Raw genomic sequence first — 13,855 nt, forward strand, 5'->3', positions numbered from 1 at the left:
AACGCATGGTCAACCGCCAAGTCCTGACCGAAGACCAGCCCGGAGTGTTCACCCTTATCCCGAAACGGACCTAAACCTCCGAACCGCCCTCTCACCGCTCTGCTCGCCGCACGCGGACATCAGGCGCTCGTGCTCCAAGGCGCGATGAGCACCAGCGAACGGCGGATCATCGTTGACCGGCTCGACGGCGCCAAGACCGGCGACGGCCTGCCCGTCATCGGCACCACACCGTTCATCGGTGAAGGCTTCGACGCCCCTGCCCTCGACACGCTCTTCCTCGCCGGTCCGATCTCCTACGACGGCCTACTCGTCCAATGCGCCGGCCGCGTCATCCGCGCCGCGCCCGGCAAGGACGTCGCCGAGGTCCACGACTACCACGACCCGGCCACCCCCATCCTCGCCGCCTCACTCCAACGCCGTATGCCCGGATACCGGGCCCTCGGCTTCACCCGAACATGAGTGCATCCGATCCCGATCACCATGCCTGGTCCCGCCCAGTTGCCCGGGCATGACGAAGAGCCAAGCGTGCTTGGCCTAGCGTAGTAGGCTGGCAGGCATGGGCCGGTTCTCCGAGGATGAGCTACATGCGGTTGTCTCCCGGTACGAGGCGACGCGGGCGCAGGCATTGACCGAGCGGGACGAGCAGCTACGGGCGTTCCACGCGGCCGGCTGGCGGCCGGTGGATCTGCAGCGGGTCACCGGCTACAGCCGGGAGACGATCCGTCAGGCGCTACGACCGGAAGTCCGACGGGCCACCAACATCAGCCGACGCCGGACACCACCCCAGCCGCCGGCCGACTACCGACCCTACGGTGACCGGAAGCCCTACGTGGTGGCCGAAACCCTCGCCGCGCTGCGCGGCCCGACCGAAGGCACGGTGACGCTTCCGCGTCATCTCGACTGGTCCGGGCACGCCGAGTACGACCTGAACCGGCCCGCACGCCTGGCCACCATGTACAAGGGGGTGCTCACCGAAGCCAGCACAGCCGAGGATCTGCACACCTGGCTCGACGCGGACCTCCTCCGGCGGCTCTGGCCCACCCTGTGGCTGCCACCCCAGCTCCGCCAGCGCTGGGAGAAAGCCTTCCCCGAACTCGCCGCAACCCGCAACAACGCGGCGTAGCGGTGGACCCCTTCCACGAACGCCTCGCCCGTATCGGGCTCGGGGCGGCCGATCGATACGGTTTCGCGCTGGCCGGCGGTTACGCGGTTCAGGCCGCCGGGCTTCTCGAGCGGCCCAGCGAGGACGTGGACCTGTTCACCGCCTGGGACCGCCGGCAGGAGTTCACCGCCGCGGTCGCCGCCGTCGTACACGCCTATCGGGACGACGGCCTCACCGTCGAGACCGAGCGGCAGTACGACACCTTCACCCGGTTGGCTGTCACCGACGGTGTGCGGGTCTCCAAGGTCGAACTCGGCGTGGACTGGCGTGCCAACGAACCGATCCTCATGGCGATCGGACCGGTACTCCACCCCGACGACGCGGTCGCGAACAAGATGAGCGCCCTCTACGGACGAGCGTTCGCCCGTGACTTCATCGACATCGACGCCACACTCCGATCCGGCCGCTACACCCGCGAAAACCTCCTCGCCCTCGTGCAGCGCGCCGACCGTGGTTTCGACCGGCGCGTCTTCGCCGACGCCCTCGGACAAGCCGCCCTGCTCGATCCCGACGACTTCGCCCAGTACGGCGTCACCGGCCCGGCGCTGGACGATCTCCGAAGCCGATTCGCGGAGTGGCGCCGCGAACTGCTCGACGACGAGGAAGGGTGACTCGGTCCCGACTCGCGGCAACGTTAAGCTGCACCCGCAGGACCCACAACGTTCCAGCTGATCTTCGGCAAGCGATCGCAGCAAGCCCGCGAAGCGACCGGCACGCACCGGCAGAAAACAAAAAGCCGCAGGTCGTCGGCCTGCGGATACCGGCGGAGCGTCCGGTTAGGAAACCGATGCTCTATCCCCTGAGCTACGGGGGCGCGAGGGCCTAGTCTAGCGACCTGGGGGTTCACCTGGGGCGGCAGGGAGTGGCCCGCGTTCACCCACATCACCCGGACTCCCGTTTGCCCAGCCCAGGACCACAGCTCGAGCACACGAACCCCCGTTCTCGACCACGGTCGGCTGTGGTGACCCGTGTTGGCGCCGGTTGTCCCGGGCTGGCATCCGCTGGCGAGCACACGTCGCGCACACCATCGATGATCATCCAGAGGCTCCCTCTTCAGCGGCCGGTTGCCATCCGGGCCGAGCCGGCCTCGTCGGCGACCTTCCGGGCTTCGGGCGCCGGCTGAGGGCAAGACGACTACGCGGGGTCAGCGTTCAGGATGATTCCCACATCCGCCTCATGAGGAACTCCCGGCTCAGGGAACGCGCGGGTGCGCGAGCTTTCGTCGGTCAGGTCGGTTGGAGACCGTCTATGAACGGGTCCCTGTCGTGGCGTTGTCAGCGGGTAGGGTCTCGGCGTGACGTCGAGCGTCGGTCCCGGGGCGGTTTCGCCGTCCGAGCGGCGGCGGTGGACGTGGGAGCATCCCGTTGGTCCGCGTTGGCTGCTTCTTGGCGACGTCGACCCTGAGGGTTCCTGGGCGGACGACGTCCCTCTGGCGCTGTGCGCGGAGATCGAAGGACTGTTCGTGGACCTGCCGCCACGGCCTCGGAAGCGGTTCACGCTCGTCGGCTGCACGCCGACCGGCGCGCTCGCTGGCCTCCTCGATCGGCTGCCCGCCGAGGCACTCGGCACGGAGCATGCCTGGCTGGGCGACGTCTTCGTGACAGCGTCCCCGCCACCGTACTGGTGGGGCGAGGATCTCGGCGACGTCGTCGTGCTGGCGCAGCGCCCGAACGCCACCATGCCGGGAACCGTAGACATCGATCTCAGCGGTGTCGTCCGCGTCCACGGTCGCACGGAAGCCGTGATCCGTCCCGGGCAGGTGACCGAGTTCGTGCTGCAGGGCCGGGACGAGGAGCCGTACGGCACGTGTCGGGACGTCACCGGCGTGTTCCGCGATCAGGCCGCGCCCACGGTGACGCAGGTGCGGCTGCTCGGCTGCCGGCCGCAATCTGCCCTGCTGACGAAGCTCGATGCGCTCGGCCAGTCGGCCAAGGCCGGTCTGCGTCGCCGTCGGATCAGCGCCGACGTGTACGCGGTCGCCGCCGACGGCTCGGCCAGTCGGGTCATCGGGGCCATGCTGTCGGGAACGGTCGGTGCCAGCGAGCCGTCGCGGATCGGGGCCGGACTCCTCGATGTGACGGTCGGCAGCGACATGGGTGAGCCGATGCCGACGGGGGTCCTCGGCATTCTGGAGCATTGGCACACCGGAAGGCCTGCTGAGAGGAATCTGTGGGCTGGCTACGGCCGGGAGTTGCGCCACCGCTGGGCGGGCGTGGCTCTCGCCCACCGGTCTGTTGCGCCGGATCGGCCGGCCGGTGTCACGTACGACCTCGACGGTCGTTTCGTGACCGACATCGAAGGGTTCTACTGCGCGATCGGTGAGGCGATCAACGGACCGGGCGGATACTTCGGGTGGAACCTCGACGCCCTCGATGACTGCCTACGCGGAAGGTTCGGTGCTCAGACACCTTTTCGCCTGGTGTGGCACGACTCGGCCGTCGCTCGTGAACACCTCGTCGCCGGCTACGACCGGCGTCTACTGGGTCCGGCGACCACGCTGGACTACCTGCTGGACATGCTTGCGGCGCATCAGGTCGACATCGACTTGCGGTGAGCTGACAGTCGACGCTGACAACCGCTGCGTCACCCAGCCGAGCCCGGCGAGAGGGTTGGACACACGGTGGCAGGCGGCCGCCGTGGATCCTTAGACAGGGATGTGGCTGTGCCGGGTGCCGTTGACGCGGCCGGAGTCGGTGAGGGGGTCGAAGAAGTCCTCGCCGTAGTCGAGATGGGGCCGGTCATCCGTCCGGGCGTGAGGTCGTGGCCGCGCGTACTGACGCGCCTCCGGCGGATTCGGGGCGAGTCGCTGTGGCGGGTCCAGCCGAGGACGCACGCCGGTCAGAGGTGCAGGATCCTGTCGTATTCTTCGTCGTACCAATCGTCGGTGTTGTGTTTCTGGATGGTTCCCGCGACTCGTGTCAGCATCAGCACGTCGCCGTTGAGGGTCAGGGCCGCGTCCTCGACCCTGCCAGCGAGGATCCTGGCCACGGTCGCCAGCATGTGGGGCTTGCCCTTGTCGGTCAGGGTGTCCTTGCGCATGTAGAAGCTGATGTCAACGTAGGTCTCCGGCTCCCACTGCCACAGGGATCCCTCGTCGTCCTCGGCGCAGTAGTAGCCGTTCCGGCCGCCGGTGATGTCCACGACGTACCCGTGCTCGTCGTTCAGGTCGGCGCTGAACATCCTGCCGCCGGACGCCGTGGACGTCTCGACAGCTTCGGGAGCAGCCAGCTCTGCCACCTGCTCGAGTGGGATGTCGCCAGCCAGCGTCAGCCGGTACTCGACAGCCATCTGCATCCCTTCATCAGTCTCGCCGGACGATCTGAATGATCGCACCGTCCCGCGTTACCGCCGCCAGTTCCTTCAGCCTCGCTATGGGCCAGTCGTGGAACTGCTTGTGCAGGGTGGCGAGGTCTCCTCCCTGTCTGTCAGGGTGAGTTGAGGCCAGCGGTTCATAGCAAGCTGAGGTGATCCACATCGAGCGGCCGGCTGCCGGCCGGCTCGCCGGCCACGATGCGCTCACACCCCCAAACCGGGCTCTGTCAGCTCTGGCGAACACTTCCCAGCCTCACAGCCCTCTGACAAAGACTGACAAGACCATCGCTGGCTGTCCTTTCTCAGTTGACCTGTCTGTTGGGCCTGCTCTGGTACGCAGGTCCATCGGCCGTTTCCTGGGCAATTGCGGCCTGTTCCCGGGCCGCACTGGCGTCACCGAGCCCGGGATCGGCTAGGAGATCAAGCACGTATTCCAGGGCCGCGACGGTGCTGCCGGGCTCAGCCGTATCGCTCGACGAGCGTGTTGCCGATCGAGGCCAGGTGGTCTCGCACGGCCGGAGGGCCGGTCACCTCGATCCATTCGACCAGCCCGGCGAGCTCGCCAGCGAGTGTGTATTCGTCGTTGCCGCGGATCACGACCTCGATGCGGCCATCGGTCGTGGAGCCTCCCACCTCGAGCCGACCGCCGAATCCAATCCGGAGCACGCCTATCCCCTGGGGCGCGCACACCGCCCGGGCCTCGAGGGGCGTTCGCTTGCGGTCGACTTCGTCGGCGATCGCGCGCCAGCTCTCGGCAAGGTCGAAGTCCTCGGGCCGGTGCACGGGATCGCCGGTCGGGTCGGCGGACGACACGCGGTCGATCCGGAAGGTCCGGCGACCGGCCTCGGTGTTGGCGACGAGGTACCACGAGGGGCCTTTGACGACGATGCCCAGCGGGTGGACGGTTCGCTCGGTTTCGGTGCCTTCACGATCGACGTAGCCGAGCCGGACCTGGACGCCGCGGATCACCGCGTCCTGGAGCACGTCGAGGAAGCGAGGCGGTCGCGGCTCGACCCGGCTCGACCCCCATCGCTGCTGGTCCATGACGAGCGACGCCGCTGCCGCCTCGGCCTGCACCCGGAAGGGTTCCGGCAGGGCTTGGACGAGCTTGCGCAGCGCCGCTTTCACGGCCGGCGTCGCAGCCGAGGCCGGGCCGGCGACCAGGAAGAGGGCGCGGGCCTCACTCGCGGTCAACCCGGACAGGTCGGTGCGGGCACCGCCGACGAGGCGCCAGCCGCCGCCCCGGCCCTGGACGGAGTACACCGGGACCCCGGCCATGCCCAGGGCGTCGAGGTCACGGCGGGCGGTGCGCTCGGAGATCTCCAACTCCCGGGCGACCTCCGCTGCGGTCACCTGCTCGCGCTGTTGCAGCAGAAGGAGGACGGCCATCAACCGGTCGGCTCGCACCCGGACAACACTTCCACGAAAACCGGTCAGGAGGTGACCGGTATCGGTCGGCAGGATGCCGGCATGACAACCGATTTTCCCGAGCCCACCCGCATTTCGGTCAACGGTGTGGAACTCGAAGTCTTCGAAGCCGGCCGGCAGAACGCGGGGAACCCCATCGTGCTCTGCCACGGCTGGCCGGAGCACGCCTTCTCCTGGCGCCGTCAGGTGCCGGCCCTGGCGGCGGCGGGCTACCACGTCATCGTCCCGAACCAGCGGGGTTACGGCAACTCGTCCCGCCCGACCGAGGTCACCGACTACGACATCGCACACCTGTCGGGTGACCTCGTCGCCCTCCTCGATCACTACGGCTACGACGATGCCACCTTCGTCGGCCATGACTGGGGCGCATTCGTCGTATGGGGCCTGACCCTGCTGCACCCGAACCGGGTCAACGGCGTGGTAGCGCTGAGCGTGCCCTACCAAGAGCGCGGAGAGATGCCCTGGATCGAGTTCATGGAGGCCGTGCTCGGCACCGACTTCTACTTCGTCCACTTCAACCGGCAGCCGGGCGTCGCGGACGCCGTGTTCGAGGAGAACACGTTCCGATTCCTTCGGAACCTGTACCGGAAGAACGTGCCCCTCGCAGAGCCTCAGCCGGGCAACACGTTGATCAACCTCGCCAGAGCGGAAACCCCACTCGGTGAGCCCGTCATGAGTGACAGCGAACTGGCCGTCTTCGTCTCCGCCTTCGAGTCAACAGGGTTCACGAGCGGAATCAACTGGTACCGCAACCTGGACCGCAACTGGCACCTGCTGGCGGACGTGGACCCGATCATCCGACAACCCACCCTCATGATCTACGGCGACCGCGACACGGTCGCGAGGGCTGAAAGATTCACGGAGTTCGTGCCGAACGTGGAAGTGGTCAGTCTCGACTGCGGTCATTGGATCCAGCAGGAAAAGCCGGACGAAACCAACCAGGCGATTCTGAAGTGGCTGGACCAGCGGGATGCCGCCTAGCACGCCTGCAGGAGATCCGCTTCACGGTCCGCTGAGGATTCGCGGGTCGTAGGCGCTGGTCATGCTCCTCACCCTGCGGGTTGGTGGCATCAGCCACCAACCCGCAGGATGCGCCGTCCATTGGCTGGGCCGTCCGCCTCGCGCCACGACGGACCACCCGATTGATGGCGGGTACGCCACCGACGCCGCAGCAGGGTGGTCGCGGCCGTGTGGTCGCACCGGACCGAAGAGCACCTTGGCGTGCGCGCCTTCGGGGCGCGGATTGTTCCCATCGACTTCGATCTATAAGGTACCAGGGTTCATCGAGGTGCAGAAGCCGACAGGGTGAAGGGGCGGGAGCATGTCGTTGACCGACAGCATCGGTGATGACCTGCGGGCGATGGCCGAAGGCGTGGCGACCGCGCAGCAGGGTATCGCCGGGGTCGACCCCGAGAGCGGGCCGAGCAGTCTGCCGCCGCGGCCCACGCTACTGCTTCTCGTTCTGCCTGAGGGCTTCCTCGAGCTGGTCTTCCAAGATGACGATCCGGCGGGCGGCCGAATCGATCCAGGGCAGGAGAACACGGGGCAGGGCTGAGCTGGCTCCACACCGAGATGGCCGGCCTTTGCCGATCAGGCGATTTCGCGATGCCCTGGTGAGCGCATGAAACGCCGAACGGCGGCCCGCTGAACCAGTCGGGCCGCCGTCCGCAGAGTGTGAATCAGAGCGGGCGGATGTTCTCCGCCTGCGGGCCCTTCTGGCCTTGGGTGATGTCGAACTCCACCTTCTGGTTCTCGTCGAGGCTGCGGAAGCCGCTCGCCGAGATCGCGGAGAAGTGGGCGAAGACGTCGGCGCCGCCGTCGTCCGGGCTGATGAAGCCGAAGCCCTTGTCGGCGTTGAACCACTTCACGGTACCTGTAGTCATGTCTGCTCCTTCGCAGGCTGTTAGAGACCGCACTGTGCGGACCCTTGCGCCACCGCGTTGATCACCCGCGTCGAAACGACACGAAAAACGAAAAGCGCCTGGATGGGTCTCAGATGCCCCATCAGGCGCCGGAAAACGTCTACGGAAATCAAAACTGCAACCCGGCCACCATAGCACGTGATCCGTCGTCGATCCCATGGCGATGCATGGACCTGGCCACTCGCCTGCATGCCACGCCGCGTGGACGGCGCTGAGGCACCGTCGCTGCCGACTGCCCATCAACCGCGCTCATGCGGGAGGGGGCGGTGGCGCGTCGGCCACGAGCAGGGTGAGCTGCTGGACCAGGTCGTCGAGGGACTCGCCGGTCTGGGCACGGACGAGCCCCAGGGCAAAGGTCGGCGAGCAGGTAGAAGCCGAGGGTGCGGGCCTGCTCCGAGTCGAACGAGGGCCAGCAGTGCCTCCGCGGCGGCGAGGTCACCGCGATGGCGGGCGGCGATGACCCCGGCAGCGCGCTGGACGAGGTCGGCGGCGACCGGAACCGGACCGGTCACGCCGGTCAGAGCTTCGGCGCGGTAGCGCGGGCGGCCTCGAAGCGGGCGGTGACGTCGGCCCAGTCGACCAGTCCCCACAGCCGGTCGACGTAGTCCGGGCGCACGTTGCGGTACTGCAGGTAGTAGGCATGCTCCCACGCGTCGAACACCAGCAGCGGCGTGGCGCCCTGCCCGATGTTGCCGTGGCGGTCGTAGACCTGCTCCACGATCAGCCGCTGCCCCGCCATGGCGCACCACGTTGGTGACCAACTCGCGCCCCGGCCAACACGAAGTCCTCCAGGCCGTGGCCCAGAAGGCCTGCCGAACGGGCTGCCGCGGCGACCGCGTGTCGCAGCGCGGGGCCACCGGGACCGCGCCGGGGGCTGGGGACTCTCGCTCTGGCGGGCGGGCGGCTCATCACCCGACGGCGCCACCCGAGATCGGGCCGGCCAGGCTGCCGCCGTGGCCCACGCTACTGCTTCTCGTTCTGCCGCAGGGCTTCCTCGAGCTGGTCTTCCAGGACAATGATCCGGCAGGCGGCTTCCAGGGCAGTGCCCTGATCCACCATCTCGCGGGCCCGGGCGGCCAGACGCAACTGGTAGCGGGAGTAGCGGCGGTGCCCACCGCTGGAGCGGTGCGGGTTGATCAGTTTCGCTTCGTCCAGGCGGCGCAGGAAGTCCTGCGTGGTGTCGAGCATCTCCGCGGCCTGACCGATGGTGTAGGCCGGAGTGTTCTCGTCGCCGAACATGTCATCGGGGTTTCGCCCCATGTCACCTCCACGTCGAGGGCCCCGGCGCTTACGCGCCGGGGCCCAGGGTTACGGGTCAGAACACCATCTACCGACAGGAACGTCGGCTTGTCGTATCCGCACCAGCCGCAACCGTCGGCTTCGGGTGCGAGGATCGCGTATGCGTGACCGGAGACCACCTCTCGTTCGATGGAAACTGCGGTGTCCGCCGAGCCTGGAATGCCGGCTGCTGGCGGGCGATCCAACGGTGTACGGCCCTCCCTTTCCTCTGCGTCTTCTTACCCTTGCGGTCGTACGGTCCCCGGCGCCGGAGCCCACGCGACTTCATGGCCCCGACACGTGCGGCGAACATCAGTTGGAGCCCTGAGCAAGCCTTGGCCCCACCTGCATGCCCCATCGCGCATCACACGTTGGGGCTGACGTGCTCCTACTGCCGTTCCGGCGGAACGAATCCCGCTTCCTGCCGTCCGTCGTGACCTCACGACCGGACAACCCGTCTGCGTCTTGACGGACCTTCTCTCTCGACTCGAAGAAGAGTATTCCATGCCGCCGAAGATATCTAGTCGTTCCAGCATAGATTCTCTGGTCGGCCGCCGTAAGGGTCACCGGCGTGCCCCGGCAGGCACGGCGAGGGCCGCGCCGACGTCGACCCGACACCGGTACCGCCTGCCGACCGATGAACACCGCCGCACGGTCACGACGAACCCGGCCGGCACGCCCGTTGTCCCGCGACAGCGAGACCCAGCCCTACGCCGCGGACTGCCCGAGGGCAGCGAACCCGCGGCTTCGCCAGAACGCGTCAGCAGACACGCGAACAGAACTCAGCCATACCCCACCGCCGGCCCCGCGGGCACGGCGGCGCCAGCCTCCCGCCGCCGTGGTCACCGTGGCCAGGCGGCGCGGACACGATGTGCGAGAACGTGGAGTATCGATCTTGGGGTCGGCCGGCGGTGTCGTACGGCCATCCGGTGCCCGACGACCGGCGGGCCGGACCGGTCGGCGACGGCGGGCCGGCGCCCGGGTCCGAGGACCGCGGTGGCGAACCCGATGGACGACAGGTGTCCCTCGCCGATCTGGCGCAGGCTGCTCGCGACCCGCGGCTGCCCGGCGTCCAGACCGGCCTGGTCCGGGTGGACCGTCATCGACGGGTTGCACAGCGCGGCGGCCTCGACCGCGTACTCGTGGCTGAAGTAGGCGCCGATCAGGAGCCGGGTGGGTGGGTGGGTGGGTCCCGGGGCGAGGGTGGTGCCGTGCCGGACGGCCAGGGTGTCGGTCACGACCATCGCCGGGCGTGCTGGAGGGTGGAGATCAGTGCGACGGTGGATTCGGCGCCCTGGTTGAGGTTGGGTCCGTGCGGGGTCAGCCCGTCGTAGCCGCCGCCGGTCGCCGGATCCCACATCCGCGTGCCGACGTCGTTGTCGCCGAGGAACCAACCGACGGCCTGCCGCACCCCGGTCTCCCAACCGGGGTCGCCGGTGACCGTGGCGGCGGTGGCGCAGGCGTCGGCGAACGCGGCGACCTCGATCGGCTGTTGGTCGTGGCACCGCCGCGGCGCACCGCGTTCCCAACCGCCGGCGGGTACGACCGACAGCCGCCCGTCGCGCAGTTGGACGTCGCGCAGCCAGGTCAGCATCCGCAGGCCGTCGTCGAGGGGTGGGCCGTCGTGGCGCAGCTGGCTGGCCGCGATGACGACCTCCGCGAGGGCCGCGTTGGCGTAGGTCAGGCGCGGACGCGGCCAGGGCCAGAGCGGGTCGGATCCGGGGGCGCCGATCGTGGCGGCCGCGTCCCCCAGCAGCGTGGCCGCATTGGCGTGGGCCGGGTGGCGGCGCAGCACCTCGACCGCGCCGAGCCCGGCGAAGGCCATCGCGTGCGGGGTCGGGGCGCGTCTGGTGGCGCCCCGGCTGAAGGCGACCAGCGCCTCCTCGCGTATCCAGGGCGCGGGACTGCGGGCCGCAGCGGTGCCCAGCCCCCACAGCGCGCGACCCCACCAGTCGCCGAGCCCGGGCTCGTCGGCCCAGCGCCGGTCGTGACCGAGCCGGTTGCGGAAGGCGCCCCGGGTGTCCTGCGCATGGGTGAGGAACGCGAGGTAGCGCTCTGCCAGCCGGAGCACCTCCTCCGCCGGCTCCGGCTCACGGCTGGTGACGACCAGGCCGCGCGCGACGTCGTCGGTGCAGTAGCCGTGCTCGCGCCGGACGATGGCGTGCCGGGCGTGCTCGAACAGGCCGGTGTCGTCACTCAACCGGCTCAGGTGCGCGAAGCTGGGCCGGGGCGTCGGATGCCGGCGGCCGCTGCCCGGCCGGCTGGACAGACCGGTGGTCGCGGTCACGCCGACGCCACGCTGACCGCGGGACGGCGGGCGGCGACGAGCCGCTCGGCGAGTGTGCCGTAGCGGGCCGCCACCGCCGGCCAGCGCAGGTCCGCGGCCAGCGGCCGGATACGGCCGGCCAGCCGCGCGCCCAGGCCCGGTTCGGTCAGGATCCGCCGGATCGCCGCGGCCAGCGCCGCCGGGTCCTGATGGGGTACGACCAGACCGGGGCCGCCGGTGAGCAGCTCGACGGCGTGCGGGAAGGCCGTGGCCACGACGGGTACCCCGGCGGCCACCGCCTCGATGAGCACCCCGGAGGTGACCTGTTCGCGGGAGTCGTAGGGCAGCACGACGACGTCGGCGGAGCGGATCAGCCGGCCGAGGGTGGCCTGGTCGTGGTAGGCGTCCTGGTAGTCCACGGTGTGTGCGATGCCCAGCTGCGCGCCGAGCCGGTGCAGTCCCGCCCGGTACGCCTCACCCTGGTGCTCGACCACCTTCGGATGGGTCCGGCCGGCGACGGTGTAGGTAGGTGTCGGGTCGAGATCCTGCAACCGCGCGAGGGCCCGCAACGACCACTCGACGCCCTTGCCGGGACCGAGTAGTCCCCAGGTCAGCAGGTGCGGGCGGGTACGGCGGTCGGCGGGTACACGGACATGTCCGGCGGCGCCGTGCGGGATGACCGTGACCTTGCCCGGACGTACGGTGTAGCCGACGAGCAGCCGGCTGCGAGCCGTGTCGGTCATTGTGACGACCGCTCCGGCGGCGGTGACGATCTGCTCCAGCAGGGACTTCTGCCGGGCCGAGGGCCGGCGAAGCACGGTGTGCAGGACGACGATGCTCGGCACGGTGAGGCAGCGCAGCAACGGCAGGACGTCCTCGCCGTCGGCGCCGGGGAAGATGCCGTACTCGTGCTGGACGACGGCCACGTCGAAGGCGTTCAGGGCCGCCGCGGCGTCCCGCCACCCGGCCTGGGTACGCGTCGACCAGGTGTGCACGACCCCCGGTCCGGCCCGCAGGTCGTCGCCTCGGTCGGTGACCCGGACGATGCCGCCGCGCGTACCGTCGGCGGTCAGGTGGGCGGCGAGGGCGGAGTTGAAGGTGGCCAGTCCGCACCGGGTCGGTGGGTGCGTGCTGAGGAATCCGTAACTGTGCATGGGTGTCAGGCCTTCCGGTTGTCGGCCGCCTCGGGATGCGGGGACGGCCTCACGCGGTATCGGCGCACGCCGGCCAGCGTGGGTGGCCGGCGGAACGGGTTCGTAGGCGGTGATCGGGTTCAGCGGTGCGATCGGCGGGTGAGGTGGTCGTAGACGGCCAGGTAGTCGGTGACCATCCGGTCCGCGCCGAAGCGCTGCCCGGCCCGGGTCCGACAGACGACCCGGTCCAGTTCGGCAGCCCGGGTGACGGCGTCGACGGCCTGCTCGACGGCCTGCACGAGGAACCCCGTGACGCTTTCGTCGACAACCTCCGGCATGGACCCTCGGGCGTACGCGACGACCGGCGTGCCGCAGACCATCGACTCCACCACCGACAGCCCGAACGGCTCGTCGAAGGCGATCGGGTGCAGCAGCGCGGTGCTCGCGCCCAACACCTCGGCACGGCGTCGAGGGCCGACCGAGCCGAGGAAGACGACCTGGTCGCCGTCGATGTGCGGGGCCACCTGTTCGGCGAAGTACCGCTCGTCCTGCACGATGCCGCAGATGGTCAGCGGCCGGCCGGCGCGGCGGGCGATCTCGATGGCGGTGTGGGTGCCCTTGTCGGGATGGATCCGGCCGAAGGCGGCCAGTCCGGGACCGGCGGCGCGGGTGAACGGCAGCCCGGTGAGGTCGACGCCGTGGTGCACCGTGGCGACGTAGTCGAGCTCGGCGCTGCGGTCGGCGTCGGAGATCGACACATAGGACGAGCGGGCCCGGGCGTACGCGGGAAGGATCCCCCGGCCGGAGAAGCCGTGCACGGTGGTGAGCAGCGGAGCACGGCAATGCTCGGCGAAGGCCAGCGGCAGCCAGTCGAGGTGGCTGTGGACCAGGTCGAACTCCGACGAGCGGGCCATCGCGTGGGACACGTGCATCGCCTCCCACACCCGGCCGTCCAGGTCCGGATCGTCGGCGTACCCCCGGGGGGACACGCCGTCGAGGGCGGCGGAGGTGACGGAGTCCAGCGTCGCGAAGAGGGTCACGTCCACGCCGCGGGTGACCAGCCCTTCGGCGAGCAGCCCGGTCACCTGCTCCCACGGACCGTAGTGGTGTGGAGGTGTGCGCCAGGCGACCGGACCGAGCAGGGCAACCCTCACGGGGACGGGGCGTCGGCGAGGTCGGCCGGATCGAGGCGCAGGGTGGCGAGCAGCCCCGCGTGCTTGTCGGGGTCCACCCGCTCCGGCAGTTCCCGCTCGACCCAGTCGGCCCTGGTCTGTTGCCCGCGCTCGCGCAGCGCCGCAACGATCCGGCACCTGGCGATCCTCATCGTCTGCCCTTCGAGAAGCCGTTCGGGATG

At 69.6% G+C, this 13,855-nt stretch carries 16 protein-coding genes; 6 read left to right on the forward strand and 10 right to left on the reverse strand.

Features of this window, described 5'->3' with window-relative positions; genetic code table 11:
* The first annotated feature begins 99 nt into the window (after positions 1-99).
* The 4 genes from ACFT41_RS26370 (at position 100) to ACFT41_RS26385 (ending at position 3,716) form a co-directional block, all read left to right on the forward strand.
* Entirely contained in the window at positions 100-459 is a 360-nt protein-coding gene (locus tag ACFT41_RS26370) for a DEAD/DEAH box helicase (protein ID WP_377589966.1), read from the forward strand.
* 97 nt (positions 460-556) lie between these two features.
* Positions 557-1,123, forward strand: coding sequence for a hypothetical protein (locus ACFT41_RS26375; RefSeq protein WP_377589964.1), 567 nt, complete (start codon positions 557-559; stop codon positions 1,121-1,123).
* A 2-nt stretch (positions 1,124-1,125) separates the two neighbouring features.
* Positions 1,126-1,773 carry a nucleotidyl transferase AbiEii/AbiGii toxin family protein gene (locus ACFT41_RS26380; RefSeq protein WP_377589965.1) on the forward strand — a complete coding sequence of 216 codons (648 nt, stop codon included), beginning with the start codon at positions 1,126-1,128 and terminating at the stop codon, positions 1,771-1,773.
* A gap of 683 nt (positions 1,774-2,456) precedes the next feature.
* Positions 2,457-3,716 carry a barstar family protein gene (locus ACFT41_RS26385; RefSeq protein WP_377589963.1) on the forward strand — a complete coding sequence of 420 codons (1,260 nt, stop codon included), beginning with the start codon at positions 2,457-2,459 and terminating at the stop codon, positions 3,714-3,716.
* A 284-nt stretch (positions 3,717-4,000) separates the two neighbouring features.
* Here ACFT41_RS26385 and ACFT41_RS26390 read toward each other — a convergent pair whose 3' ends face one another.
* Positions 4,001-4,450 (reverse strand): SitI3 family protein, encoded by a 450-nt coding sequence (locus tag ACFT41_RS26390; protein WP_377589962.1) that lies wholly within the window; start codon positions 4,448-4,450, stop codon positions 4,001-4,003.
* Between the two features lie 483 nt (positions 4,451-4,933).
* Positions 4,934-5,863 carry a helix-turn-helix transcriptional regulator gene (locus ACFT41_RS26395; protein ID WP_377589961.1) on the reverse strand — a complete coding sequence of 310 codons (930 nt, stop codon included), beginning with the start codon at positions 5,861-5,863 and terminating at the stop codon, positions 4,934-4,936.
* Here ACFT41_RS26395 and ACFT41_RS26400 point away from each other — a divergent pair.
* Both ACFT41_RS26400 and ACFT41_RS26405 read left to right on the forward strand, forming a co-directional pair.
* Entirely contained in the window at positions 5,840-6,883 is a 1,044-nt protein-coding gene (locus tag ACFT41_RS26400; RefSeq protein WP_377589960.1) for an alpha/beta fold hydrolase, read from the forward strand. The genes ACFT41_RS26395 and ACFT41_RS26400 overlap by 24 nt on opposite strands.
* A 340-nt stretch (positions 6,884-7,223) precedes the next feature.
* Complete coding sequence (locus tag ACFT41_RS26405; RefSeq protein ID WP_377589959.1) at positions 7,224-7,457, forward strand: hypothetical protein; 234 nt, start codon at positions 7,224-7,226, stop codon at positions 7,455-7,457.
* A gap of 124 nt (positions 7,458-7,581) precedes the next feature.
* Here the strand turns inward: ACFT41_RS26405 and ACFT41_RS26410 are convergent, their stop codons facing one another.
* From ACFT41_RS26410 to ACFT41_RS26445, 8 genes are all read right to left on the reverse strand, one after another.
* Positions 7,582-7,785 carry a cold-shock protein gene (locus ACFT41_RS26410; protein ID WP_013283833.1) on the reverse strand — a complete coding sequence of 68 codons (204 nt, stop codon included), beginning with the start codon at positions 7,783-7,785 and terminating at the stop codon, positions 7,582-7,584.
* Between the two features lie 556 nt (positions 7,786-8,341).
* Positions 8,342-8,563 (reverse strand): Fe-Mn family superoxide dismutase, encoded by a 222-nt coding sequence (locus tag ACFT41_RS26415; protein WP_377589958.1) that lies wholly within the window; start codon positions 8,561-8,563, stop codon positions 8,342-8,344.
* 224 nt (positions 8,564-8,787) lie between these two features.
* Positions 8,788-9,084, reverse strand: coding sequence for a MerR family transcriptional regulator (locus tag ACFT41_RS26420; protein WP_377589957.1), 297 nt, complete (start codon positions 9,082-9,084; stop codon positions 8,788-8,790).
* An 860-nt stretch (positions 9,085-9,944) separates the two neighbouring features.
* The gene (locus ACFT41_RS26425) at positions 9,945-10,340 is read right to left on the reverse strand and encodes a hypothetical protein (RefSeq protein ID WP_377588651.1); all 396 of its coding nucleotides are present in this window, start codon (positions 10,338-10,340) and stop codon (positions 9,945-9,947) included.
* Complete coding sequence (locus ACFT41_RS26430) at positions 10,337-11,389, reverse strand: glycosyltransferase (RefSeq protein ID WP_377588650.1); 1,053 nt, start codon at positions 11,387-11,389, stop codon at positions 10,337-10,339. The genes ACFT41_RS26425 and ACFT41_RS26430 overlap by 4 nt, the downstream gene beginning before the upstream one ends.
* A complete protein-coding gene (locus ACFT41_RS26435; RefSeq protein WP_377588649.1) occupies positions 11,386-12,522 on the reverse strand; it encodes a glycosyltransferase in 1,137 nt (378 codons plus the stop codon). Before ACFT41_RS26435 ends, ACFT41_RS26430 begins: the two co-directional genes overlap by 4 nt.
* Before the next feature lie 119 nt (positions 12,523-12,641).
* Positions 12,642-13,655: a glycosyltransferase family 4 protein gene (locus tag ACFT41_RS26440; protein ID WP_377588648.1), complete on the reverse strand. Its 1,014-nt coding sequence runs from the start codon at positions 13,653-13,655 to the stop codon at positions 12,642-12,644.
* Positions 13,652-13,825, reverse strand: a complete 174-nt coding sequence (locus ACFT41_RS26445; protein ID WP_377588647.1) for a hypothetical protein — start codon at positions 13,823-13,825, stop codon at positions 13,652-13,654. The genes ACFT41_RS26440 and ACFT41_RS26445 overlap by 4 nt, the downstream gene beginning before the upstream one ends.
* Positions 13,826-13,855 lie beyond the last annotated feature (30 nt).

Source organism: Micromonospora sp. NPDC057141, from assembly GCF_042670805.1.
Lineage (GTDB): Bacteria > Actinomycetota > Actinomycetes > Mycobacteriales > Micromonosporaceae > Micromonospora.